Source organism: Parasalinivibrio latis, assembly GCF_036825535.1.
Lineage (GTDB): Bacteria > Pseudomonadota > Gammaproteobacteria > Enterobacterales > Vibrionaceae > Parasalinivibrio > Parasalinivibrio latis.
The window spans coordinates 73196-97130 of sequence record NZ_CP098812.1 but is presented as its reverse complement, the minus strand read 5'-3'; the positions used below and the strand labels follow the sequence as shown (position 1 = coordinate 97130).

Below are 23935 nucleotides of genomic sequence, written 5' to 3'. Positions count from 1 at the left end.
AGGAGAGGCGAGAGGTGAGTAACGTCTTTTTTCTCGCTTCTCGCTTCTCGCTTCTCAGATTATGTAAACAAACACAAACAGGCACAGCCATACCACATCCACAAAGTGCCAGTACCAGGATCCCGCCTGGAAGGCGAAGTGGTGTTCTGGCGAGAAGTGCCCTTTCATGACTCGGAGCCACACGACGAACAGAATGATGGACCCGAGTAATACATGCATACCGTGGAAGCCGGTCAGCATAAAGAAGGTATTACCGTAGATACCGGAGTCCAGCTTGAGGTTCATGTCCTGGTAAGCGTGGACATACTCAACGCCCTGAAGGAACAGGAAGATCCAGCCAAGCAGCACAGTGAGACCGAGGAATTTTTTCACCTTTTCCCGCTCACCACCTTCCAGCGCCACATGTGCAATATGTACTGTCACTGAAGAAGCCAGCAGGATAACGGTATTGATGAGCGGAAGCCCAAATGCAGGCATGGCCTGGGTTTCTGTGCCACCCGGCGTTTTCACTACCGGCCAGCTGGCAATAAACTCCGGCCACAAAACAGCGTGGGTCATGGCATTGTTACCGGCCCCACCCAGCCACGGCACCGCAATCAAGCGGGCATAAAACAGCGCACCGAAAAATGCGCCGAAGAACATGACTTCCGAGAAAATGAACCAACTCATTCCCTGCCGGAAAGAGCGATCCATTTGCGAGGAATACAGCCCGGTCATGGATTCGTGGATCACATCCCGAAACCATCCGGTCAGCATAAACAGGATCAGACCGACCCCGGTCAGCAGGAGCCAGGGGCCATTTCCCCCGAAAAGCCCGCCGACCGTACTGCCCGCCCCCATTGCAATAAAGAACAGGGCGACAGCTCCGACAATCGGCCATGCGCTTGTAGCGGGTACATAGTAGTTTTCGTAGTCACTGTTACTTTGTGTCTGGTTTGCCATGGTGACCTCTTACTTGTTGTCACTTCAACAAATTGGGCCGCATCCCGCGGCTATTCCGCCTTCCCGGCGACATTAAAAAGGGTGTAAGCCAGCGTCATTCTTTCAATGTCATCCGGGATCTCCGGGTCGACATAGAAAATCAGAGGCAATTCGGCTTTTTCACCGGCATCAAGCGGCTGGCTGTTAAAACAGAAGCACTCAATCTTGTTAAGGTACTGCGCAGCCAGGCCGGGCGTGACAGATGGCACCGCCTGCCCAGTCCCGCCATCACCGGACAGGTTTACCGCCCGGTAATTGATGGTCTTGGTCTGCCCAGGGTGGACCTGCAGCGATTTCACTTCAGGTTCAAACTCCCAGCCAAGCCCCGGATTGATGTAGGAGACAAACTCCACCGTCACCAGCCGTGACGTATCAATCTGGCTGGAAGCATCGGCTGCAACATCATCTGTTTTGCCGTTAATACCGGTTATTTCACAGAACACGTCATAAAGGGGGACAAGTGCAAACGCGAAGCCGAACATTCCCACCGTCGCGGCGATCAGCCAGCTGAGGGGCTTGCGGTTATCCGGTTTCGGTTGCGTATCCATAAGCCCCCTTTAGTCCACTTTCGGCGGTGTGCTGAATGTGTGGTACGGCGCCGGTGAAGGTACCGTCCACTCCAGGCCTTCCGCGCCTTCCCATGTCTTGGCCGGGGATTTTTCGCCACCTCGCACACACTTCACCAGCACCGCGAGGAAAATCAGCTGTGAAAACCCGAAGGCAAACGCCCCAACAGAAACAATCGCGTTGATATCCGCAAATTGCAGTGCATAGTCCGGGATACGGCGCGGCATACCCGCCAACCCGACAAAGTGCATGGGGAAGAAAAGGACGTTTACTGATATCAGCGAACACCAGAAATGCCACTTCGCCAGCCGTTCGTTGTACATGTGACCGGTCCATTTCGGCAGCCAGTAGTACGCTGCTGCCATGATGGAGAATATTGCCCCGGAAACCAGTACGTAGTGGAAGTGTGCCACCACGAAGTAGGTGTCGTGGTACTGGAAGTCAGCCGGCGTAATTGCCAGCATCAGTCCCGAGAACCCTCCAATGGTAAACAGCACAATAAAGGCGATGGCGAACAACATGGGGACTTCAAAAGTCAGTGAGCCTCGCCACATGGTGGCAACCCAGTTAAACACCTTCACCCCGGTTGGCACCGATATCAGCATGGTGCAGTACATAAAGAACAGGGCCCCGGCGACTGGCATACCCGTGGTGAACATGTGGTGAGCCCACACAATAAAGCTCAGCCCGGCAATCGATGCGGTCGCGTACACCATGGAGGCATATCCAAACAACGGTTTACGGGAGAAGGTCGGAACAATGGCTGAGATAATGCCAAAACTTGGCAAAATCATGATGTACACCTCTGGGTGCCCGAAGAACCAGAAAATATGCTGGAACATCACCGGATCCCCGCCCCCGGCGGCATCAAAGAAGCTGGTGCCAAAGTACTTGTCGGTCAGGATCATGGTCACCGCACCGGCCAGTACCGGCATCACCGCAATCAGCAGGAAGGCAGTAATGAACCAGGTCCAGACAAACAGCGGCATCTTCATGTAAGTCATGCCAGGAGCACGCAGGTTCATGATGGTAACAATAACGTTGATTGCACCCATGATGGAGCTCATCCCCATTATGTGGACGGCAAACACAAAGAGCGCAGTGCTGTCAGGGCTGTAGGTGGTGGAAAGCGGAGCGTAGAAGGTCCAGCCAAAGTTGGGACCGCCTCCTTCCATAAACAGCGACATGATAAGCATCAGAAACGCGAAGGGCAGGATCCAGAAGCTCCAGTTGTTCATCCGGGGCAACGCCATATCCGGTGCCCCAATCATCATGGGCACCATCCAGTTGGCAAGGCCGGTAAAAGCTGGCATCACCGCACCGAATACCATGATAAGCCCGTGTACCGTGGTCATCTGGTTAAAGAAATTCGGCTCCACCAGCTGAAGGCCGGGCTGGAACAATTCGGCCCGGATGACCAGTGCCATCGCCCCGCCCAGCAGGAACATGGTGAAACTGAACACCAGGTACATGGTACCGATGTCCTTGTGGTTGGTGGTCAGTATCCAGCGCATAATGCCTTTCGGCTTGTGATCATGGTCGTGGCCGTGCCCGACCTGATCCGGCGTCATGTCAGTCATTACCCTTCTCCTATAATCCTTTACCGTCCAGCACTGCCTGGACTTGCGCCGCCTGAATCAGCTCTCCGGTATCATTACCCCAGGCGTTTCGCTCGTAGGTAATGACCGCAGCCAACTCTTTCAGGCTCAACTGTTCACCAAATGCCTGCATTGCCGTCCCGGCCTGACCATGGATAACGACATTCATGTGGTCAAGAAGGCGTTCCTTCTTCACCGCAATCTCGGCACCGGCAAGCGGCGGGAAGACCCCGGCAAGCCCTTCGCCATTTGCCTGGTGACAGGCTGCACAGCGGGAGGCATAGACTTTCTCTCCCACCGACATCAGCTCTTCTTCAGACATCTGCATATCAAGCAGGCGTTTTTCTTCTTCCGCAGCTTGCTGTTGGGCAACCCGGGTTTCAGTCAGCCAGCTGTCAAACTCACCAGGCTCCTTGGCCACCACCACGATTGGCATAAAGCCGTGGTCCTTGCCACAGAGTTCTGCACACTGTCCGCGATAGACGCCGGGTTCATCAATCTTGGTCCAGGCCTCATTGATAAACCCGGGGTTGGCATCTTTCTTCACGGCAAAGTCCGGCACCCACCAGGAATGGATCACATCCTGGGAAGTAATCAGGAACCGCACTTTTTTGCCGGTCGGCAACACCAGGGGTTTATCCACTTCAAGCAGATACGTTTCCCGCTTTTCGCGCTCGTTGTTGATTTGAGCCTGGGAAGATGCCAGCAAGGAGAAGAATTCCACATCCTGGTCAAAGTAGCTGTAGTGCCACTTCCACTGCGATCCGGTGACCAACACCGTCAATTCCGGCTCACTGGTATCATCCATTGCCAGCAATACCTGGGTAGCAGGTACCGCCATTGAGATGAGGATTAGGAAAGGTATCAAGGTCCAGATAATCTCGACCTTGGTACTTTCATGGAAGGTAGCCGCTTCGGCCCCCTTGGATTTTCGGTGATGGATAATTGCCCAGAACATTGCACCGAACACCACCACACCAATAGCGACACAGATGTACAAAATTGTCATATGCAGGTCATACACCTGCCTACTGATTTCTGTCACACCCTGTGTCATGTTGAGCTGCAGCCCACCGGTTCCGGCAGCCTGAGCGGTCACGAAAAACAATACCGGTATCCCGGCTAAAATCCGCGTGATCACATTTCCTCCCTGGACAATTGCCCGAAAAAAACGCACGCCCCATGTATGCAATCGGCCTAACTGCCGATAAAGATTTAACTTTTTATTTACATATTCAAGTTAGGAAAGAAATCGGAAAAGGACAAAAAATGCTCAACGCATCTTGAAGAGGGGATCACAAAAACTCATAACCGAGACAACATGTTAAACAGTGAGATGAATTACTACCAGTGTGACACGATACTTGAGGAAGGAGATGCGGTTCAGCATCCGTTGCCATATCCGCCAACGCATACACGGCTTATCTATCGGGGAATACAGAGAGACGGAATTTGCCCAGGGAATCAGATTCAGGAGGCGAGCTGGATCTTTCAGCCCATGGGCATAGCAGTCACAACCCATTAGTTTCCCTGGACGGCTTTCGCACAGGTCTCCTGCCACCACAAAACAGGACTCAAACTGGCGGAAACGCCGTCCAACAGAGCGAAGAAACGCAGTAAGCTGTTCCATTGAGCAACTCAGCAACGCCAGTTCACAAACCACTATCAGCGGCTCACCGTCCCGCATAGGGAGTTCCTGCAACCACCCCAGCTCGTACACTGACCCGCAGCGCATCTGGTAGCGTTCACTGCGGTGAAACAGCTTTTCTCGCCACAACAAATTCTCGCTGGTATCCAGTTCCAGCCAGCGGCAGCGCCCATTGTCGAGACGGAAAAAGCGGGTATCCAGGCCACAACCCACATTAAGCACCCAACCGCTGGGGTGGCGCTTGAGGAATTTTTTAACCACGGTATCGCACTGGGCAGCAAGGGTGGTATACAGCAACTGTCTCTGGTCAATGTTTCCGTTGAGGCAATCAGGGCTGAGCCGGCACTGGCGACATGCCGTGGCAGCAACAGGATCGTAGACGTGGCCGTTATCGACAAGGCTTTCCCGGCTGCGCAGCCACATGGGTTCAAGCAACCGCGAAGGGATGCGAAACTGGTTTGGTTTTGGTCTGGTTGCTTTCGGGTTCACATTATCCTCTCCCTGATCTCAAGAGATGATAATGGTTATCATTTGCTTTGGCAAACGGTTATTTTCACCCCATTTCGCCCCGCCAAAAAAAAAGCCCGGCAAATAAGCCGGGCTTGGGAAACGCTTTTGCAGTTAGCCAACAATGGCTTGAATGCTGTTACATCCAATCTGCGTTTCGGATCACACCTACAGCCAATCCTTCAATCGTCAGATGCTGGGAGCCGAGGTCAACCACAATAGGCTTAAACTCTTCATTTTCCGCATGCAGGATCACCTGGGAGCCTTTGCGTTCGAAACGCTTCACGGTGACATCTTCTTCTACCCTGGCAACAACCACCTGGCCATTCCGGACGTCCTGGGTTTTGTGAACCGCGAGCAAATCACCGTCCATAATACCGATGTCTTTCATACTCATGCCGTTAACACGCAGCAGGAAATCTGCATTTGGCTTGAACAGGCCCGGATCTACCTGGTAGTGGGTTTCCACATGCTCCTGAGCCAGGATAGGTTCACCGGCAGCAACCCGGCCAATCAGCGGCAGGCCCGGTTCATCATTGGCAGCTTCATCTTCAATCAGCAACCTGATACCACGGGAGGCACCCGGTACAATTTCAATGACACCTTTACGGGCCAATGCCTTCAGGTGTTCCTCGGCGGCATTGGCAGAGCGGAAGCCCAGTTCCCGGGCAATTTCCGCGCGAGTCGGGGGCATACCGGCTTCGTCGATCTTTGCCTTGATAAGGTCAAGGACTTGCTGCTGTCTTTCCGTTAACGGCTTCATATCAGAACCTGTCTTTTTATACAGTTAACTGTGAGTATATCCAGTGTTTCACCGAATGGAAAGACAAAGTGCTGATTTCTTGTCCATATCGCATTTCTTTTCGCCGACTGTAATATTGGGCCGATACAGTGATTCCGCCAGAGTAATTTCGCCAGTTGACGATAATTCATGCCATATGGCTGCAAGTTAGCGCCCGGTTTCTGCTATCCTACTGCACCGACCAGTTGAGGAAACCCACAGCTTGTCGAATTTCCGGGTTGCCTGTAACCGTATAGCACCATCCCGCACTGGGAAAGGGTGCCATACTGATGCACGGAACACCGGGTTTAACCAAGCCCGAAAATGGAACAGATGGGGCTACCCGTCATTTAAATAACATTGAGGCTAATAAAAGCATGTCTGCTTGGCGCTCTCTTTACTATAAATTGCTAAACCAACCGCTCTCGATACTGGTCAAAGGGAACTGTATTCCTTCTGATCCCGTTACCCAGCTGGGTCTCGACCTCAGCCGGCCAGTGGTTTATGTCCTGCCATTCCGCTCAAGTTCAGATCTTCTGACACTGCGCCTGAACTGCAAGGAGCAGGGCCTGCCGGATCCGCTTGAACCGCTGGAAATTGCAGGCAAACGCCTGCGCCGTTACGTATTTCTCTCCAACGGCCGCAAGCTGCTCTCCCGTGACAAAGACCTGCCTAAATCGTCACAGGAACTCTTTACTGACCTTCTGGACCTGCACAAGCGCGACAGCGAGCTTGATATCCAGCTGGTTCCGGCCTCTGTGGTGTGGAGCCGCAAGCCAGGCCGTGAAGAAGACATGCGCACTCCGCTGCGCTCCTATAACGGCATTGAGAAATTCTGGGCGGTACTGGCCCTTGGCCGCGACTCCATGGTACGCATGAGCCCGGCAGTCTCCCTGCGTTACATGGCTGACCAGCACGGCACAGACAGTGCCATTGCCCATAAGCTGGCCCGCGTTGCGCGCATCCACTTCGCCCGCCAGAAACTGGCAGCGTCCGGCCCGAAATTGCCCAACCGCCACGCCTTGTTCAAGCAACTGCTGAACTCTCCGGCGATTGAGAAAGTGGTTCAGGACGAAGCAGCCAGCCGCAAGGTGCCGGTTGAGAAAGTGCGCAAGGAAGCCATCGATATGCTGGAAGAAATCGCTGCAGATTTCTCCTATGACCTTATCCGTACCGGTGACCGTGTGCTTGGCTGGCTTTGGAACAAGCTCTACCAGGGCCTGAACATCCATAACGCCGAGCGTGTCCGCCAGTTGGCGCAGGACGGCCATGAGCTGGTTTATGTCCCTTGCCACCGCTCGCACATGGACTACCTCCTGCTCTCCTATGTCCTTTACCATGAAGGCCTGGTGCCACCGCATATTGCTGCCGGTGTGAACCTGAACTTCTTCCCTGCAGGCCCGATTTTCCGCCGGGGCGGTGCGTTCTTTATCCGCCGCAGCTTCAAGGGTAACAAGCTCTACTCCACTGTTTTCCGTGAGTACCTGTCTGAACTGTTTGCCCGCGGCTATTCCGTGGAATACTTCAGCGAAGGCGGACGTACCCGCACCGGACGCCTGCTGACACCGAAAACCGGTATGCTGTCGATGACTATCCAGGGAATGCTGCGCGGCCTCAAGCGCCCGGTTACCCTGGTACCTGTGTATATCGGCTATGAACACGTGATGGAAGTAGCAACCTACGCCAAAGAACTGCAGGGCAAACCGAAGGAAAAAGAAAACTTCAGCCAGGTGCTCGGTATCCTTCGCAAGCTGCGCAATTACGGCCAGGGTTACGTGAACTTCGGTGAGCCTATCCAGGTCAACCAGTTCCTGAACGAAGAAGTGCCTGACTGGACGGCCAGCATCAACTCGATCGAGCCGCAAAAGCCCAACTGGATGAACCCGGTTGTCGATAAGCTGGCTACCCGCATGATGACCCACATCAACGATGCAGCAGCGACCAACGCCCTGACCCTCTGCGGCCTTGCCCTGCTGGCCTCACGCCAGAAAGCACTGAGCCGCGAGGCACTGGAAGGCCAGCTCAAGGTGTTTATCGAACTGCTGCGCAACGTGCCGTACTCTGACAGCTCAACCCTGCCGGAACAGCCGGTCAGTGAGATGATTGACCATGCGCTGAGCCTGAACAAGTTTGAGGTAGACAAGGATTCACTGGGTGAAATCATCTCGCTGGACCGCCAGCAGGCGATCCTGATGACTTACTACCGCAACAATATCATCCACCTGGTTGCCATCCCGTCATTGGTGGCCAATGTGGTTGTCCAGCGTGGCACCATCAAGCTGGATGCGCTGAAAGAAGCGGTTAACACCCTTTACCCGCTGCTGAAAGCCGAGCTGTTCCTGCGCTTTGATGAGGAAAGCTTCCCGGCTTACCTGGATGCGTGTATTGAGGAGTTGGTACGCCAGAAGCTGCTTTGCATCGACGGTGAGCGCGTGAAGCTGAACCCGGCACGCCTGGGTGACACCCAACTGCTTGGCCGTATCATCGGCGAAACCCTGCAGCGTTATGCCATCACCCTGACTATCTACAGCCACGAGCCGGAGATTACCCGCGGTGAGCTGGAGAAACAGAGCCAGATGCTGGCCCAGCGCCTGAGCCGCCTGCATGGCATCAACGCGCCGGAGTTCTTCGACAAGGGAGTGTTCGCCACCTTCGTTGATACCCTGCGCCGCCTGGGCTATGTAGACAGTGACGCCCATGCCGTCACCCAGCCGATGGAGCGCCTGCAAAAGCTGGTCACCCGACTGGTTTCCCCGGAAGTGAAACTGACCATCCAGGCCATCCTCAGCCAGGCTGAAACGCAGGATGAAGAGTGCCCTAAGGTGGAAGAAACCATGGAAAGCAAACAGCCGGAAGCTGAAAAGCAGTAAATACTGGGTCCTGGGTCCTGGGTCCTGGGTCCTGGGTCCTGGGTCCTGGGTCCTGGGTCCTGGGTCCTGGGTCCTGGGTCCTGGGTCCTGGGTCCTGGGTCCTGGGTCCTGGGTCCTGGGTCCTGGGTCCTGGGTCCTGGGTCCTGGGTCCTGGGTCCTGGGTCCTGGGTCCTCAAGGATTTTGAATGATAGGCTTAGTGGTTCAAGCGCTTATATTTTTCTTTTTCCAGATCCTGGGACCTTCTCTTCCGAGAAGCCCGTTTGATATAGACCCAAAGACCTATCAGTAGCTAACCGCGAAAAACACCGTCTTAGAAAAGCGTACTTACCGCGATTCCCAAAAACACCACCATCCCCACGTAGTTGTTATTGAGAAATGCCTTAAAGCAGGCATCGCGCTCGCGGTGGCGGATAAGCTGCTGCTGGTAAACAAACAGGCCACTGGCAACCAGCAGGCTCCAGAAGAAAACGCCGCCCAGTCCAGAGAGCCAGCCAAACACTGTCAACATCAGGACAGTGAAAAGCTGCAAAACACCGACGGCAATCTTGTCCCAGCGCCCAAACAGGATGGCTGTAGACTTAATCCCTATTTTCAGGTCGTCATCACGGTCCACCATGGCGTATTGCGTGTCGTAGGCAACCGTCCAGGCAACATTGGCAAAGAAAAGAATCCACGCGGCAGGTGGCAGAAATCCCGCTTCTGCAGCGAACGCCATCGGAATAGACCAGCCAAATGCGGCACCCAGCACTACTTGCGGAAGGTGGGTGTACCGCTTCATAAACGGGTAGGCAGAAGCAAGAAGAAGGGCGATAACCGACAGCTTGATAGTGAGCCAGTTCAGGGTCAGCACCAACCCAAATGCGACGATAACCAGGGCAGCGAACAGCAACAGGGCTTCACTTTCCTTGACCAGGCCCGAGGGCATCGGCCGTTGGGCAGTGCGCTTTACATGCCCGTCAAAATTGCGGTCGGCAAAGTCATTGATTACACAGCCGGCAGCGCGCATCAGTACCACACCGGCAACAAACACTGCCAGCACACCAATATCCGGCAAACCGCCGGCAGCAGAAAACAGAGCCCATAAGGTAGGCCACAATAGAAGCAGTGACCCAATAGGCCTGTCCATCCGCGTCAGTTGCCAGAATGCGCGGGCTTTGGTCATCTCCATGATGTTATCTCTCCTTGGCATAAACCGGCGCGTCAGGCAGGAAGAGCTCCGCTACCAGCAACGGTTTATTGTTCACCCACAGTCTGGATCGCCGGGCCAGTAACGCGTGTGGCACCATTTCCACCCGGGCAACCTCAATGGCGTCTCTCCGGGCCTCACCAAAACGGAACACCCGCTCTCCCAGCGGTATGTCACCCAGATCGGCAATGTCTTTCTCATTATCGGTCAGTGTGGTTTGCGGCATCAGGGTGCGGGCACACAACCAGGGTTGGTTGTCACCGTAGATAATAACCTGACGCACCAGACAATTTTCATCACCCAGCAGACTTCTCTCCTGCAAAGTGAGCTGGCTCGCATCAACGGGAAACTGCGCAAACACTTCCACACGCAATTCTTTACAGTAGCGCCGGAGGCGCTCGGTCATGGAGTGTTCTTCAAGCAACCAGGGTCCTGTCTCTTCGCAGGCCTGGACGACATCACAAGGCGCTTCCCAATTTGCCCCTTCCAGGGCGGACATACATAATTGCTTGAATTGTGACATGGTTTTCTGGTGTTATCCTGCATAACCAGGAACGGAAACCGCCATGGTTACTCTTTATCCGTTATTATAATGGGCTGTCATTGTAACAGGCAGGCAGGATCCAAATATGTCCGCCAATGCGTATGTTAACTACCCCTACGCTGGCTTGCTACAATATCACAGGTGCGCTTTGTTTAATGAGCTTGAGTGGAAAAACTATGATTAAAAACCTGTTCGCCGGCTTACTGCTCCTCTTACCCGCGATTGTCGCCACACCTGCTTCAGCAGAAGAGGAAGCTGCTGGACCGAAATATACCTATTTTACGCTGGAGCCGGAGATTACGACCAACTTTGTCACTAAGGGAAAGAACCTTGGCTTTATTAATGTCCGCGTGGATTTGATGGTTGATGACCCGGCAAAGGTGCAAATCCTTGAGCACCACTCCCCCCTTATCCGTGATGCCATTACCCAGGTACTGAGCCAGGAATCCGAGACCGAAGTGAAATCACTTAATGGCCGGGAAGAGCTGAGAAAAGCCTGCCTGGAAAAGGTAAATGCCCTGTTGCTGGCGGAAACCAAAGAACGGGTGGTAACGGAACTCCTTTTTACCAAGTACCTTTACCAATAAGAAAAGACCAATAACAAAAGGCGCGGGTAGGCGCCTTTGTTGTTCGGTAACAATGAGCCTCTGATCAGGCAACAGATTCCGGTGCTTGGTCCCGTGCGTGCAGGTGGTGCTCAACATAGCGGCTGACAGCCTCTCGCTGTTCCCCATTGAGGTACAGGCCAAGTTTGCTTCGCCGCCACAGAACATCCTCACCATCACAGGCGAACTCTTGCTCGATAAGGTAATCTACTTCCCGTGTGGTCAGGCCCATCCCCAGCTCCTGCCCCATCTGTTCCGGCTTCGAAACGCCCTCCAGGATTTTCTCCGCCAGCTTACCGTAATCGCGGGCAAAGCGTGACGCCGTAAAGTTATCAAGCCATTCGTAACGCTCAGTAAGTTCCTGAGCATACTCATCCCGCCGGTATTCAGCGTCCGCACCAGGAAGGAAGCTGTTTGCTGTCCAGGCTGGCCCCATTTCAGGGAGGTACGGTTTGAGTTTTTCCAGCGCGGCTTCAGCAAGCTTGCGGTAAGTCGTGAGTTTGCCGCCAAACACAGAAAGAAGCGGTGCCCCCTCACCATCCAGCTCCAGTGTGTAATCGCGGGTTATCGCCTGGGGTGAATCCGACTCATCATCACACAGCGGTCGCACACCACTGTATGTCCACACCACATCTTCCTGCGTAAGTTTCTTTTTGAAATGGCGGTTATAGGCATCCAGCACATAGGCAATCTCCTTTTCCTCAATCGCGACGTCACGCGGATCACCGGTATATTCCACATCTGTTGTGCCAATGATGGAAAACCGGTCCAGGTAAGGAATGACAAAGACAATCCGGCTGTCTTCGTTTTGCAGGATGTAGGCCTGTGGTTCGTCATGTACCCGCGGGACCACAATATGTGATCCTTTAATCAGGCGAATCTTCCGTGGGGATTTAAGTGGCAGGCTGGTGTCAAAGAACTGCTGCACCCATGGGCCGGCAGCGTTCACCAGAGCCTTGCCATATCGGACAAAACGTTCACCATTGAGGCTGTCAAATACGGTCACCTTCCAGCGCCCGTTTTCCCTCTCAGCCTTTTCAACCCGGCAACGGCCTCGCACTTCACCACCCTGGCGTGCCACCTCTATGGCATTGAGGATGACCAGTCGGGCATCATCCACCCAGCAGTCTGAGTATTCGAAACCCCTTTTGATTTCCGGTACCAGAACGGAGCCGGCGCTGAAATTCACACCATGGCTGGCGGGCAGGCTGGTACGTTTGCCCAGGTTGTCGTAGAGGAACAGGCCAGCCCGGATCATCCAGGCAGGGCGAAGGTGGGGGCGGTGTGGCAGGCGAAACCGCATTGGCCATGCAATATGCGGGAGCTTTTTCAGCAAGACCTCACGCTCTGCCAGTGCTTCGCCCACCAGCCGGAATTCATAGTGTTCAAGGTATCGAAGTCCGCCATGAATCAGCTTGGAACTGGCCGAAGACGTTGCTGAAGCAAAATCCTGCGCCTCATAAATCCCGACACTCAACCCTCGCCCGGCTGCATCAGCAGCAATTCCAACCCCATTTATTCCGCCCCCGACGACGATAACATCGAGCACCTGTTCAGACATGACCGCGACCCTCTTTTCCTTTTGCTTTCGCTGGCTGCCCTGTTCCCTGACAACACCCGAACACGGACACTTGTCATCCAAACGAAACAAAGCGAGCATTTAAATGTTCGTTTTCGAGCATATTAGTAGAAAAACACGAAAAGATCACGATCGAATGTTAGAGGTTTGCTGCTGCGAGATCACGAAAGGGTAAATTCCGGCATAAAAAAACCGCCGTGACGGCGGTTTACGGAAGGCATTCCATCAGTTTGGCACGTATTACACCACTTCCAGGTATTTTTCGTGTTCGCGCAGGATAGAGGAAATGGTTTCCGGAGGCTGGGCGTTGGTGAACAGCATATCTACCTGGGCAACAGTCCCGACATTGACCATGGCGTTACGGCCAAACTTGGTGTGGTCAACCGCCAGCATAACAGCCCGGCTGTTTTCCATGATCGCCTGCTTTACGCGAACTTCATGGTAATCGAAATCCAGGAGGGAGCCATCAAAGTCGATACCACTGATACCGAGGATGCCGAAGTCCAGCCGGAACTGGGAAACGAAGTCCAGCGTCGCTTCACCCATGATCCCGCCATCCCTGTTACGCACTTCCCCTCCAGCGAGAATAATGCGGAAATCCGGCTTGCTCATCAGGATACCGGCCGCGTTTATATTGTTGGTGACAATACGCAGGTCATTGTGCTCAAGCAGTGCCCGGGCAATAGCTTCCGGCGTGGTACCGATATCGAGGAACAGCGTTGCACCGTCAGGGATATGCCGGGCAAGCGCCACGGCTACACGCTCTTTTTCCTGCAGCTGCATCACCTTACGGGTGTTGTAAGCAGTATTGACGGAGCTGGAAGGGATTGTCGCCCCACCATGGTGGCGGCGGATTTTGTTTTCTGCAGCCAGTTCATTGAGGTCACGTCGAATGGTTTGCGGGCTGACATTGAAACGTTCAACCAAATCTTCAGTGCTTACATAGCCCTGTGTTTTAACCAGGCTCACGATCTCCTGGTGTCTTTTATTTTGCTTCACTGCGGTGTTTGCTCCCGTAAAAAGCCCCGGCTGGAATATCCGAGGCGGGGCTTTTAGTTTACTCATTGGCAAATTCGCTTGCCAATGATTCGGATCGCAATCAGGCGTGTTGTTTTGCCAGTTTTTCAGCGCGTATATGCCGCTCACCCATCCAGGCGCAACCCAAGAACACGATTGAAAGGCCACACGCACCAATCAGCAAGGTGAAACCGCCGTCCCAGCCAAAATGATCCACGGTGTAACCGAGTACAGCGTTAGCTGCCACTGCGCCGCCAAGGTAGCCGAACAAACCGGTCAGCCCGGCCGCAGTACCGGCTGCTTTTTTTGGGGCCAGTTCAAGGGCGTAAAGGCCAATCAGCATAACCGGGCCATAGATAAGGAAGCCGATCATTACCAGCGCCAGCATATCAATGCCTGGGTTGCCAGCAGGGTTGAACCAGTACAGCAACACAGCCAGCGTTACCAGTACCATAAAGAGAATACCGGCGGGCGCACGGGAACCCTTGAAGAATTTGTCCGACATCCAGCCACAAAGCAGCGTGCCCGGGATACCTGCCCACTCGTACAGGAAATACGCCCAGGAGGATTTATCCACCGTAAAGCCCTTGGCCTCTTTCAGGTATACCGGTGCCCAGTCCAGCACGCCGTAGCGAATCAGGTAAACAAAGGCATTGGCAAAAGCGATGTACCACAGCAGGCGGTTATTGAACACGTACTTGAAGAAGATCTCCTTGGCCGTCAGTTCCTCTTCCTGGCTGGCATCATAGTTATCCGGGTAATCATTCTTATACTCTTCAATGGAAGGCAGGCCACAGGACTGTGGCGTATCACGCATGGTGACCCAGACAAATACTGCAACCAGGGTGGCGAAGAATGCCGGGACATAAAAGGCCGTCCGCCAGTCATCGGCAAACATCCACATCCCGAAAATAAACAGTGGGCCTATCAGGCCGCCACCGACGTTGTGGGCAACATTCCATACCGACACCAGCCCGCCGCGTTCTTTGTGCGACCACCAATGCACCATGGTACGGCCACAAGCTGGCCATCCCATACCCTGGAACCAACCGTTGAGAAACAGCAGGACAAACATTGCTGCAATACTGCCGGTTGCCCATGGCATAAAGCCAAAACAGAACATAACCAGGGCTGAGAGCAAAAGACCGGCGGAGAGGAAATAGCGAGGATTTGAACGGTCAGATACGTTACCCATCAGGAACTTGGAAAGGCCATAAGCGATGGATACTGCTGACAGGGCCACCCCCAGATCGCCGCGGGAAAAGCCATACTCCTCAATCAGGAAAGGCATGGCGAGGCTGAAGTTTTTGCGCACCAGGTAATAGCCGGCATAACCGATAAATATACCGGCGAACAACTGCCAGCGAAGCCGCTTGTAAGCGGGATCGACCTGGCCGTCCGGCAATCGCTCGATATGCGCAGCGGGCTTGAACAGACCAAACATTTTGTTTTCCTTTTATTCTAATTTCAGTTTTTTATTTCAAACAACAGAGGTGAAAATGAACAATATTCTTTCATTTGCTCATTTATTGAGATTCTCTGCATTCGAATGAACACAAACCGTGATGAAAAGCGAATAATTCACCAGCGATTCAGCAATGACGTGAATAAATGTTCGAATACGCGATCTGTGACCAGTTTTTAATACCAGAAAGATGAATTTTTTGGCTTGGAATAGCTGGGGGCAATTTCCCAGAACAGGTCAGGTGTCGCCCGGCCTCAAAATGAAAAACGCCAGGTAAAGACCCGGCGTTTGAGAATACTTCGTCTTGTAGCAAGAGAATCAACGTTGCCGTTTGGCATCCCAAACAGCAATCCCGCAGCCAGACAGCAGGCCAGCCAGGTGAGCCATATTGGCGATATTCATCCCAAATGGTTCCACAAAACCAAACACCAGCCAGAACAGCATAAAGCCAACCAGCCCTTTATCTATGCCCAGCCCTTTCTGGGGCGCAAGCCAGGCAATAAACCACAGATAGCCAAGCAGCGCATAAACCACCCCGGACAAGCCGCCGAAGTTGGCACCGGAGAAGAAATACTGTGCAAACCCTGAAAACAAGGACGACAACAGGAATATCTGCAGCAGTTTGTTGGTACCGAGCTTGCGCTCAATTTCCCCGCCCAGCGTCCACCACCACAGCAGGTTGAAAATGATGTGCAGCGGGGAGAAATGCAGGAAAGCATGGCTGAACAGCCTCCATAACTGCCAATCTTCAGCCGGGTTGGCCGGGAAATGCAGCAGGGAGAAAATCGGCCCTCCCAGCCCCAAATAGCCGAGGACATAAATCACCGCACACGCAGCCATGACAAACAGCGTCAACGGCCCGGCTTTGGCTTTTACCAGACCCATCAGGTTGTTGGCAGGGTACACAAATTTGGCGGAGCGGGTATCCCCTGATGACCATGAGGCTTCCATATAGCGGGGATCATTGGGGTTCTGGATAAAACGATCCAGTTCAGCCTGCGCTTCAACAAGATCCTGATCATCACGCAGCCAAAGGGCAACCCGGCCACCTTCTTCCGGCATCATTTCAACTGATATATGCCGGGTTTTCATGTAATCGATAAAGGCCTGTGCAGCCCGCGGGTTGTTGATTGCCGCCAGTCGTTGCATGGAGTCCTCACCTCAGGGAAGAAAAGTCGGGCTATTATAACCTATAACCCTTGTTCAACCGGAAGTTGGCTTCTTTGCCACGCTTCAAACCCACCATCGACGCTGTAGACTTCCTCAAAACCCTGGTTAAGGAGGTACTGCGCCGCCCCCTGGCTGCTGATCCCGTGATAACACATCACCATTACCGGTTGTTCAAAATCCACCTCCTGCATCATCTGTACGATCGTGTCGTTGGTCAGGTGAAAGGCAGATCGGGCATGGGATAACTGGAACGACTGAGGATCCCTGATATCCACCAGCACTGATTTTTTTTCCTGGTTTTCCAGCAGCTCAAACGCCTCATTTACCGAGATATGCGCAAATTGCTCCATGAATTATTCAACTCCGAAAGGGCTATCCAAACCGGACGGCAGATATGCCAATCCCGCTAACTCTGTGTTTTTAACCATTCTACCTTACTCTTCCCCTGCTATCCCTATGCGGAAAGTGCGGGAATTGTTCATTTTTTACCCTCCTGTGGGTAAAGCTGTGAATTGCGTGAATAGTCTATGATCGGCAGGCTGGATCCACTACATATAGATCGGATCGTAAATAACCTGTGGATAAGTGATCGTATCTCAGGGATAACGGCGATTCATGATATGGGAATGTGATGATCATCACGGTGCTAATTCCAGGTACAAAAAAACCGGCTGCCTGAGCCGGTTTTTTTCGATGGTAGCTGAAGATCAGAGATCGTCACCCACAGCGAGCTTGAGTTTCTTAAGTGCGTTCTTTTCCAACTGGCGGATGCGCTCAGCGGATACGCCATACATATCAGCAAGATCCTGCAAGGTAGCTTTGTTGTCATCCAACCAACGGGAGCGGATGATATGCTGGCTGCGCTCATCCAGGGATGCCATGGCATAAGCCAATTGCTGGTTGGCGTGGCTTTCCCAGTTTTCCTCTTCAACATTGACTGCCAGATCAGACGACTTGTCTTCCAGGTAGTAAACCGGGGCCACAGGTGCATCTCGGTCATCATCGTCGGCAGAGGCTTCGAAAGTCGGATCCTGAGCCGCCAGACGGGCTTCCATCTCACGGACTTCGCTGGCTTCAACACCCAGCTCACGGGCAACCGTGTTCACCTCTTCAGCATTGAACCAGCCCAGGCGCTTTTTCGCCTTACGCAGGTTAAAGAACAGCTTGCGCTGTGCCTTGGTGGTTGCCACTTTCACAATACGCCAGTTACGCAGGACGTACTCGTGTATTTCTGCCTTAATCCAGTGAACCGCAAAGGAAACCAGACGGACACCCACTTCAGGGTTGAAACGCTTAACCGCTTTCATCAGGCCAATATTGCCTTCCTGAATCAGGTCAGACATTGGCAGGCCGTAGCCGGAATAACCACGTGCAATATGAACAACAAAGCGCAGGTGCGAGACGATAAGTGCCTTCGCCGCGTCGAGATCACCTTCATAGTGAAGGCGTTCGGCCAGCGCGCGCTCTTCTTCCGCGGTCAGCATTGGGTAGCCGCTAACCGTCTGCAGGTAGCCGTCTACGCTGTCCTGGGAAATGGGCACCAGCGGGAACATCTCTTTTGTCATTCAAACCTCGTTTTCGATGAATCGAATACTATTGAATCAGTATAGCCGTCCATAATGTACACAAGATGAACAAAATGGCAAGGCGGCGAAGCATACATTTCTATTGGACACAAAACCGTTAAACAGGTTCAATTTCACGTAAATGCCTTGCAGCAGAAAGCCTTGCGGCCAACAGACTGACAAAGATCGCAAGCATCACCAGCAATAATCCGTCCTGCAAACCAAGCCCGGCAAGGCGGAATCCGCTGTCGTAAAGGTCTGCCAGGGTGGCGACCGCACTGTCCAGCATCAGGATGCTAATCCCGGTAACCAGCCACGCCGCTACAGAAGCAAGCAAGCCGTACCAAACACCAAGGTAAAGATAAGGACGGAGAATAAAACTGTCGGTCGCCCCAACCAGTTTCATTACCTGGATCTCTTCCTTTCGGCTCAGAACCTGAAGGCGAAGTGTATTACCTACAATCAGGAACACTGCCACCAACATCAAGGCAGAAAGTGTACCTGCCAGCGTCACCACCAGGTTTTTCACTGCAGCAAGGCGGGAAAGCCAGTCTGTATCCATCCGCACTTCATCAACGCCGGAATCACTTCGCAGTGTCGACGCAATTGCAGTGACGGTTGCGCTGTCATCAACCGACTTGGGATAAACCACCACCACACCCGGAAGCGGGTTGGTGTCGAGCAGGCTCACCGCCTGGTCAAAACCCTGTTTTTCACGCAGTTGATCAAGACCTTCCTGCGGGGAGATATATTTCGCCGATTCCACATCCGGCTCTGATGCCATGCGGACAGCAAGTGCCTCCCCGTCAGACTCGGAGACCTGGTGGCCAAGGTAGGCTGTTACCTGAGTCGGTGACTGCCACTCATCCGTCACATGGACGATATTCTTTGCCAGGGTATAAAGAGTCGCCGGCAGCGACAGTGTCAGCGCCAGTACCGCCAGTGTCAGGATATTCCCGAGCGGCCGGCCCAGCAGATCACCCAGAGCCTGGCGTGCCTGCATTTTATGAAGGGCGAAAAATCCGGTCTTCTGCCCTTTTTTTGCTTTTGGGGTTTTAGCCATGGGACGCCTCATGCAACTTGCCTTCACGAAGCTCAAGACGACGGAAGTCATAGGTAGACAGCAAAGAGGTATCATGTGTTGCCATCAGTACGGTGACCCCCACGCTGTTAAACTGGCGGAACAGTTCCATAATCTGGCGTGAAAGTGCCGCATCGAGGTTACCGGTTGGCTCATCGGCAAGCAGTACCAGCGGCCGGTTTACCACCGCCCGGGCAATCCCTACCCGTTGTTGCTCACCACCCGACAACTGGACCGGCAGGCACTTGGCTTTGTCGAGCAGGCCGACCTTGTCCAGCGCCGCAGAGACCCGGCGCTTGATTTCATCTTCCGGCGTCAGTTCAACCCGCAGTGGCAAGGCCACGTTGTCATAAACAGTGCGGTCCATCAGCAGTTTATGATCCTGGAAGATGATGCCGATGTTCCGGCGCAGAAACGGGATGTCCTGGCGGCCAAGACGGGTGATGTCATGGCCATTGAACATAATTTTACCGTCTGAAGGCCGTTCCATGGCGCACAGCAGTTTCAGCAGGGTACTTTTCCCCGCCCCTGAGTGGCCGGTCAGGAAAGCCATCTCGCCGCGCTGTAAGTGAAAACTCACTTTTTGCAGCGCCTGGCGGCCTCCCCGGTATGCCTTTGTTACCCCCTGAAACCGAATCACTGTGCTTAATCCTCCCGGCTAAACAATGCCTCGATAAAATCATTGGCATTGAACGGACGCAGGTCATCAATACCCTCACCCACGCCGATAAAGCGGATAGGGATCGAGAACTGGTTTGCCACTGCGAAAATCACACCACCCTTGGCGGTACCATCCAGCTTGGTCAGGGTGATACCGGTCAGTGGTGCAATCTCGTTGAACAGTTTGGCCTGGCTAATCGCATTCTGGCCGGTACCGGCATCAATGGTCAGCATGATTTCGTGCGGTGCATCCGGGTCGAGCTTTTTCATCACGCGAACAATTTTGCGCAGCTCTTCCATCAGGTTGGCTTTGTTCTGCAAGCGGCCGGCGGTATCGGCAATCAGCACATCAATATTGCGTGCCTTGGCCGATTCGATAGCATCAAAAATTACAGAAGCACTGTCAGCACCGGTATGCTGGGCGACCACAGGAACATTGTTGCGCTCACCCCATACCTGGAGCTGTTCTACCGCAGCAGCACGGAAGGTATCACCGGCCGCCAACATCACTGACTTGCCTTCACTCTGGAGTTGCTTGGCCAGCTTACCGATGGTGGTAGTCTTGCCCACACCGTTTACGCCAACCATCAGGATAACGTAAGGGGTTTTGCGCTCGTCAATTTCCAGCGGCTTTTCAACCGTACTGAGGATCTCAGCCATTTCTTCTTTCAGAAGGCCATACAGGGCATCGCCGTCTTTAAGTTGCTTACGGCTCGCCTTGTCCGTCAGGCTGTCGATAATCCGGGTAGTGGTTTCAATACCGACATCGGCAACCAGCAGTTGCTCTTCCAGCTCTTCAAAAAGTTCGTCATCGATCTTCTTGCCAGAGAACAGGCTGAAAAACCCGCTGCCAATATTGGTCTTGGTTTTTTGCAGGCCACGTTTGAGGCGGGCAAAGAAACCTTCACGCTTCGGCTTTTCCCGCTCTGCCTGCTCACGCTCAAATTCGGCAGTCAGTTCGGCGGCAGCTTTTGCTTCTGCCTCAGCCTCAATACGCGCTTCTTCTTCCGCTTGCTGACGGGCCGCTTCCTCGGCCGCCAAACGCGCTTGCTCTTCCGCCTGCTGACGGGCAGCTTCTTCCGCAGCTAAACGCGCTTGTTCTTCCGCTTGCTGACGGGCTGCTTCCTCGGCAGCCAGACGCGCTTGTTCTTCCGCCTGCTGACGGGCCGCTTCTTCGGCAGCTAAACGGGCTTGTTCTTCCGCTTTCTGACGGGCTGCTTCCTCGGCTGCCAAGCGGGCTTGTTCTTCCGCCTGCTGACGGGCTGCTTCCTCAGCTGCCAAGCGTGCTTGTTCTTCCGCTTGCTGGCGAGCCGCTTCTTCAGCTGCCAGACGCGCTTGCTCTTCCGCCTGCTGACGGGCTGCTTCTTCGGCTGCCAGACGCGCTTGTTCTTCCGCCTGCTGACGGGCTGCTTCTTCAGCAGCTAAACGCGCTTGTTCTTCCGCTTGTTGGCGGGCCGCTTCTTCGGCTGCCAGACGCGCTTGTTCTTCCGCCTGCTGACGGGCTGCTTCCTCGGCTGCCAAGCGGGCTTGTTCTTCCGCTTGCTGACGGGCAGCTTCTTCGGCAGCTAAACGCGCTTGTTCTTCCGCTTGCTGACGGGCAGCTTCTTCGGCTGCCAAGCGGGCTTGTTCTTCCGCTTGCTGGCGGGCCGCTTCCTCGGCAGCCAGACGTGCTTCCTCTTCGGCCTGTAGTCGTGCTGATTCTTCTGCGGCGAGGCGGGCTTCCTCGGCAGCTTTTGCTTCAGCTTCTGCTTTTAGGCGGGCTTCTTCTTCCGCAGCAGAGGTATCCGGTTGCTCAGGTGCCGCTTCCTCGGTATCTTTGCGGCCAAAACCGAGCCAAGACAGGAATCCACGTTTCTTTTTTTCTGCCATTGGCAAATCCTAATTCGTGATTGGTACAATTTGCGGTGTAAAAACCGACATATACTATCACTTTCTAAACGGTCTCAAAAACTATGTCCCGAAACAAAACATCATCCCGTTCACCCAAGCGCCCGCAAGGTACTCAGGCCGCACCGGGGTTTGTCCGCATCATCGGCGGACAGTGGCGTGGACGTAAGCTGCCTGTTCACGATGTTACCGGTTTGCGCCCAACCACTGACCGGGTAAAAGAGACCCTGTTTAACTGGTTAATGGCCGACATTTACCAGGCAAAATGCCTCGATTTGTTTGCCGGCAGTGGTGGCCTCGGATTTGAAGCACTTTCCCGCCAGGCTGAAAAAGTCACTTTGCTCGAATTTGACAGCAAAGCCGCCGGCCAGCTCAAACAAAACCTTGCTGCATTGAACACCACCAGTGGAAAGGTAGTACAAACTGATACCCTGGCTTATCTCACAAAACCGGGTCAGCCATATGACATCGTGTTTATCGACCCACCGTTTCGCCGTGATATGCTGGCAACCGTGTTTGACCTGTTGGAACAAAACGGCTGGCTGGCGGATAACGCCATGATTTACGTTGAGGCAGAGAGTGAGCTTGGGCAGCTTCAAGTGCCTGTAAGCTGGTCCCTGCACCGTGAAAAAACAGCCGGACAGATCAGTTACCGTTTATATCAGAGAGAGGGACAATGAAAATTCTGATAGGCCTTGCCAAACTTGCCATTCTGTTTGTCTGGATTGTACTGGTCACCAACATCGTTCACCCATTTCCCGGCGTGGCGGCGATGGCACTCTACATCCTGACCGGCTTCCTGCTTTTCATGCATGGCATTCAGATGCTGATTTTCATAGGCGCATTCGGCGATAAAGTGGCGCTCTCCAAGTGGGAGAAATGGTCCATCTTGCTGTTTGGGATTTTTGCGCTGCTCGACATCCGACGCAAACATATGATGTAAAGACAGTTTCGACTTAAAAGGCCTCAAAATGAGGCCTTTTTTGCATCCAAGTGGTAAGTCCAACCAGCCTGAATTGTCCATGAATGAACCTGATTGGCTTTAGGTCAAAGTGCTGTCTCTGTGCGCTCTTGCCCACACTGCCAGCATATTTCAAAACTGCCTTCGTTCTCTTCCCCGCACCCGGCGCAATGCCAGGAAACAGACACTTGGGACTCATAGCGGGTTAAATACTCTTTTGCCTTGGAAAGGCGGTACTCTTCCACCCAAAGGGTTACCCCGGTCTGATCTGCCGGCAATTCACCCACCGCCCCGTTAAGCGCTTCTCCACTCAACCGGACATTGATTCCTTCTGATTCAAGCATTCCTTTCAAGCTGTGCGCTTCAAGGCCATTTGCCGCCTTGTAGGCCGGTTTCCATTCCATATTTCAGCCCTTCTTTACAGCTACAACACAGAAGCGACTATCAGACTCTGTGCAACAAAGTATGTTGTCATCACAATGGCTGTGGCACTGGCAAAGGTTCCTTTAAATTTCTCAAAGGCCAACACGGTATCTGACACCATAAAAAACAGTGCACCGGTAAATGCAAAAAGTGCTTCTGTCGAGCCGGTGGCCAACCAGAACTCACCTGCAGCCCACGCCATCTGCGCAATAACAGCAATATAGACCGCGACAGGCAGCATCATTTTCCCAAGATTGGGCAAAAGCAGCAAAAACACCAAAATGCCGGCACCGAACAACATCGCAGGCAACCACCAAACCATAGTGCCGTCGAAGTTAAACCAGAAAGCCACGCTATAAAGTACATGTGCAGCCAGAAACGCAATAAGCCCCTGGACAAAGCGGTCAGAAGGAAGCATCAGGAAGATATCGCCCACCAGTGAGAGGGCAAGGCCACCAAGAATAAGGTTGCTGTACAAAGTAGCCTCGGCACCTTGGAAACCCAGAATCAGCAAGAAAATAATTGTCAGTGGCTTAAAAAGGTAAAACTGCCAACGCGGTCCGCGGTATGCGGCAGAAATGTGCAGTAATCCGGAACATCCAATTGCAATCCAGCTCCACATAATCCCTGTCTCTTTGGATACATTTTGCAAGACAGTGTAAAAACTCGTCACGATTTGTCTACCAGGGGGTGCTAAGAAATCGATCTGGCATCGACTTTCCCAGGGAGACGGTCCGGTCGCCAGTGTCCCCTACTCCATGTCCATTCGTCTTTTTGCACTCTCACGTATGCACCAGGCACCATATTCAGCTAAGGTTTTAGAATAAAGACAGATGAAA

The 23935-nt window shown here is 53.4% G+C and carries 23 protein-coding genes; 4 read left to right on the top strand and 19 right to left on the bottom strand.

The genetic code is table 11. The features are described 5' to 3' along the window. Window positions 1–54: 54 nt before the first annotated feature. The 6 genes from NF212_RS00450 to lexA form a co-directional block, all read right to left on the bottom strand. Window positions 55–942, bottom strand: coding sequence for a cytochrome c oxidase subunit 3 (locus NF212_RS00450; RefSeq protein WP_434357862.1), 888 nt, complete (start codon window positions 940–942; stop codon window positions 55–57). Between the two features lie 50 nt (window positions 943–992). After that, window positions 993–1529, bottom strand: a complete 537-nt coding sequence (locus NF212_RS00445; RefSeq protein WP_434357860.1) for a cytochrome c oxidase assembly protein — start codon at window positions 1527–1529, stop codon at window positions 993–995. Window positions 1530–1538: 9 nt separating this feature from the next. Further along, the gene (gene ctaD / locus NF212_RS00440; RefSeq protein ID WP_434357858.1) at window positions 1539–3128 is read right to left on the bottom strand and encodes a cytochrome c oxidase subunit I; all 1590 of its coding nucleotides are present in this window, start codon (window positions 3126–3128) and stop codon (window positions 1539–1541) included. Between the two features lie 10 nt (window positions 3129–3138). Then, window positions 3139–4263 carry a cytochrome c oxidase subunit II gene (gene coxB, locus NF212_RS00435; RefSeq protein WP_434360797.1) on the bottom strand — a complete coding sequence of 375 codons (1125 nt, stop codon included), beginning with the start codon at window positions 4261–4263 and terminating at the stop codon, window positions 3139–3141. A gap of 207 nt (window positions 4264–4470) precedes the next feature. Continuing rightward, a complete protein-coding gene (locus NF212_RS00430; RefSeq protein WP_434360796.1) occupies window positions 4471–5217 on the bottom strand; it encodes a class I SAM-dependent methyltransferase in 747 nt (248 codons plus the stop codon). 223 nt (window positions 5218–5440) lie between these two features. Beyond that, window positions 5441–6064 (bottom strand): transcriptional repressor LexA, encoded by a 624-nt coding sequence (gene lexA, locus NF212_RS00425; protein ID WP_434357856.1) that lies wholly within the window; start codon window positions 6062–6064, stop codon window positions 5441–5443. A 395-nt stretch (window positions 6065–6459) separates the two neighbouring features. Here lexA and plsB point away from each other — a divergent pair, with 395 nt between their 5' ends. Beyond that, window positions 6460–8952: a glycerol-3-phosphate 1-O-acyltransferase PlsB gene (plsB, locus tag NF212_RS00420; protein WP_434357854.1), complete on the top strand. Its 2493-nt coding sequence runs from the start codon at window positions 6460–6462 to the stop codon at window positions 8950–8952. A 311-nt stretch (window positions 8953–9263) separates the two neighbouring features. Here the strand turns inward: plsB and ubiA are convergent, their stop codons facing one another. Beyond that, window positions 9264–10121, bottom strand: coding sequence for a 4-hydroxybenzoate octaprenyltransferase (gene ubiA, locus NF212_RS00415; RefSeq protein ID WP_434357852.1), 858 nt, complete (start codon window positions 10119–10121; stop codon window positions 9264–9266). A 4-nt stretch (window positions 10122–10125) separates the two neighbouring features. After that, window positions 10126–10662 carry a chorismate lyase gene (locus NF212_RS00410; protein ID WP_434357850.1) on the bottom strand — a complete coding sequence of 179 codons (537 nt, stop codon included), beginning with the start codon at window positions 10660–10662 and terminating at the stop codon, window positions 10126–10128. A 197-nt stretch (window positions 10663–10859) separates the two neighbouring features. On the opposite strand from NF212_RS00410, the gene NF212_RS00405 reads away from it, so the two are divergent. After that, complete coding sequence (locus NF212_RS00405) at window positions 10860–11270, top strand: flagellar basal body-associated protein FliL (RefSeq protein WP_434357848.1); 411 nt, start codon at window positions 10860–10862, stop codon at window positions 11268–11270. A 64-nt stretch (window positions 11271–11334) separates the two neighbouring features. Here the strand turns inward: NF212_RS00405 and glpD are convergent, their stop codons facing one another. The 9 genes from glpD to ftsY form a co-directional block, all read right to left on the bottom strand. Then, window positions 11335–12849 (bottom strand): glycerol-3-phosphate dehydrogenase, encoded by a 1515-nt coding sequence (gene glpD / locus NF212_RS00400; protein ID WP_434360795.1) that lies wholly within the window; start codon window positions 12847–12849, stop codon window positions 11335–11337. 258 nt (window positions 12850–13107) lie between these two features. After that, the gene (locus NF212_RS00395; protein WP_434360794.1) at window positions 13108–13866 is read right to left on the bottom strand and encodes a DeoR/GlpR family transcriptional regulator; all 759 of its coding nucleotides are present in this window, start codon (window positions 13864–13866) and stop codon (window positions 13108–13110) included. A 100-nt stretch (window positions 13867–13966) separates the two neighbouring features. After that, window positions 13967–15328, bottom strand: coding sequence for a glycerol-3-phosphate transporter (gene glpT / locus NF212_RS00390; RefSeq protein ID WP_434357846.1), 1362 nt, complete (start codon window positions 15326–15328; stop codon window positions 13967–13969). A gap of 339 nt (window positions 15329–15667) precedes the next feature. Beyond that, window positions 15668–16498, bottom strand: a complete 831-nt coding sequence (gene glpG, locus NF212_RS00385; RefSeq protein WP_434357844.1) for a rhomboid family intramembrane serine protease GlpG — start codon at window positions 16496–16498, stop codon at window positions 15668–15670. Between the two features lie 41 nt (window positions 16499–16539). Further along, window positions 16540–16869 (bottom strand): thiosulfate sulfurtransferase GlpE, encoded by a 330-nt coding sequence (gene glpE / locus NF212_RS00380; protein ID WP_434357842.1) that lies wholly within the window; start codon window positions 16867–16869, stop codon window positions 16540–16542. 357 nt (window positions 16870–17226) lie between these two features. After that, window positions 17227–18084, bottom strand: coding sequence for an RNA polymerase sigma factor RpoH (gene rpoH, locus NF212_RS00375; RefSeq protein ID WP_434357840.1), 858 nt, complete (start codon window positions 18082–18084; stop codon window positions 17227–17229). 118 nt (window positions 18085–18202) lie between these two features. Further along, window positions 18203–19147: a permease-like cell division protein FtsX gene (ftsX, locus tag NF212_RS00370; RefSeq protein ID WP_434357838.1), complete on the bottom strand. Its 945-nt coding sequence runs from the start codon at window positions 19145–19147 to the stop codon at window positions 18203–18205. Then, window positions 19140–19805 carry a cell division ATP-binding protein FtsE gene (gene ftsE, locus NF212_RS00365; RefSeq protein ID WP_434357836.1) on the bottom strand — a complete coding sequence of 222 codons (666 nt, stop codon included), beginning with the start codon at window positions 19803–19805 and terminating at the stop codon, window positions 19140–19142. Before ftsE ends, ftsX begins: the two co-directional genes overlap by 8 nt. Before the next feature lie 5 nt (window positions 19806–19810). After that, complete coding sequence (gene ftsY, locus NF212_RS00360; protein WP_434357834.1) at window positions 19811–21694, bottom strand: signal recognition particle-docking protein FtsY; 1884 nt, start codon at window positions 21692–21694, stop codon at window positions 19811–19813. An 83-nt stretch (window positions 21695–21777) separates the two neighbouring features. On the opposite strand from ftsY, the gene rsmD reads away from it, so the two are divergent. Both rsmD and NF212_RS00350 read left to right on the top strand, forming a co-directional pair. Further along, window positions 21778–22392 (top strand): 16S rRNA (guanine(966)-N(2))-methyltransferase RsmD, encoded by a 615-nt coding sequence (gene rsmD, locus NF212_RS00355; protein ID WP_434357832.1) that lies wholly within the window; start codon window positions 21778–21780, stop codon window positions 22390–22392. Further along, entirely contained in the window at window positions 22389–22655 is a 267-nt protein-coding gene (locus tag NF212_RS00350) for a DUF1145 domain-containing protein (protein ID WP_434357830.1), read from the top strand. The genes rsmD and NF212_RS00350 overlap by 4 nt, the downstream gene beginning before the upstream one ends. A 104-nt stretch (window positions 22656–22759) precedes the next feature. Here NF212_RS00350 and NF212_RS00345 read toward each other — a convergent pair whose 3' ends face one another. Continuing rightward, window positions 22760–23077 carry a DUF2007 domain-containing protein gene (locus NF212_RS00345; RefSeq protein WP_434357828.1) on the bottom strand — a complete coding sequence of 106 codons (318 nt, stop codon included), beginning with the start codon at window positions 23075–23077 and terminating at the stop codon, window positions 22760–22762. A 20-nt stretch (window positions 23078–23097) separates the two neighbouring features. Next, on the bottom strand, window positions 23098–23718 hold the full coding sequence (locus NF212_RS00340) for a lysoplasmalogenase (protein WP_434357826.1): 621 nt from the start codon (window positions 23716–23718) through the stop codon (window positions 23098–23100). Window positions 23719–23935: the final 217 nt, after the last annotated feature.

What these genes read in the sequence shown, in the direction of transcription:
- NF212_RS00450 (WP_434357862.1), bottom strand. Translation starts at nt 942, where the DNA reads ATGGCAAACCAGACACAAAGTAACAGTGACTACGAAAACTACTATGTA.
- NF212_RS00445 (WP_434357860.1), bottom strand. Translation starts at nt 1,529, where the DNA reads ATGGATACGCAACCGAAACCGGATAACCGCAAGCCCCTCAGCTGGCTG.
- ctaD (WP_434357858.1), bottom strand. Translation starts at nt 3,128, where the DNA reads ATGACTGACATGACGCCGGATCAGGTCGGGCACGGCCACGACCATGAT.
- NF212_RS00430 (WP_434360796.1), bottom strand. Translation starts at nt 5,217, where the DNA reads ATGTGGCTGCGCAGCCGGGAAAGCCTTGTCGATAACGGCCACGTCTAC.
- lexA (WP_434357856.1), bottom strand. Translation starts at nt 6,064, where the DNA reads ATGAAGCCGTTAACGGAAAGACAGCAGCAAGTCCTTGACCTTATCAAG.
- plsB (WP_434357854.1), top strand. Translation starts at nt 6,460, where the DNA reads ATGTCTGCTTGGCGCTCTCTTTACTATAAATTGCTAAACCAACCGCTC.
- ubiA (WP_434357852.1), bottom strand. Translation starts at nt 10,121, where the DNA reads ATGGAGATGACCAAAGCCCGCGCATTCTGGCAACTGACGCGGATGGAC.
- NF212_RS00410 (WP_434357850.1), bottom strand. Translation starts at nt 10,662, where the DNA reads ATGTCACAATTCAAGCAATTATGTATGTCCGCCCTGGAAGGGGCAAAT.
- NF212_RS00405 (WP_434357848.1), top strand. Translation starts at nt 10,860, where the DNA reads ATGATTAAAAACCTGTTCGCCGGCTTACTGCTCCTCTTACCCGCGATT.
- glpD (WP_434360795.1), bottom strand. Translation starts at nt 12,849, where the DNA reads ATGTCTGAACAGGTGCTCGATGTTATCGTCGTCGGGGGCGGAATAAAT.
- glpT (WP_434357846.1), bottom strand. Translation starts at nt 15,328, where the DNA reads ATGTTTGGTCTGTTCAAGCCCGCTGCGCATATCGAGCGATTGCCGGAC.
- glpG (WP_434357844.1), bottom strand. Translation starts at nt 16,498, where the DNA reads ATGCAACGACTGGCGGCAATCAACAACCCGCGGGCTGCACAGGCCTTT.
- glpE (WP_434357842.1), bottom strand. Translation starts at nt 16,869, where the DNA reads ATGGAGCAATTTGCGCATATCTCGGTAAATGAGGCGTTTGAGCTGCTG.
- rpoH (WP_434357840.1), bottom strand. Translation starts at nt 18,084, where the DNA reads ATGACAAAAGAGATGTTCCCGCTGGTGCCCATTTCCCAGGACAGCGTA.
- ftsX (WP_434357838.1), bottom strand. Translation starts at nt 19,147, where the DNA reads ATGGCTAAAACCCCAAAAGCAAAAAAAGGGCAGAAGACCGGATTTTTC.
- ftsY (WP_434357834.1), bottom strand. Translation starts at nt 21,694, where the DNA reads ATGGCAGAAAAAAAGAAACGTGGATTCCTGTCTTGGCTCGGTTTTGGC.
- rsmD (WP_434357832.1), top strand. Translation starts at nt 21,778, where the DNA reads ATGTCCCGAAACAAAACATCATCCCGTTCACCCAAGCGCCCGCAAGGT.
- NF212_RS00350 (WP_434357830.1), top strand. Translation starts at nt 22,389, where the DNA reads ATGAAAATTCTGATAGGCCTTGCCAAACTTGCCATTCTGTTTGTCTGG.
- NF212_RS00345 (WP_434357828.1), bottom strand. Translation starts at nt 23,077, where the DNA reads ATGGAATGGAAACCGGCCTACAAGGCGGCAAATGGCCTTGAAGCGCAC.
- NF212_RS00340 (WP_434357826.1), bottom strand. Translation starts at nt 23,718, where the DNA reads ATGTGGAGCTGGATTGCAATTGGATGTTCCGGATTACTGCACATTTCT.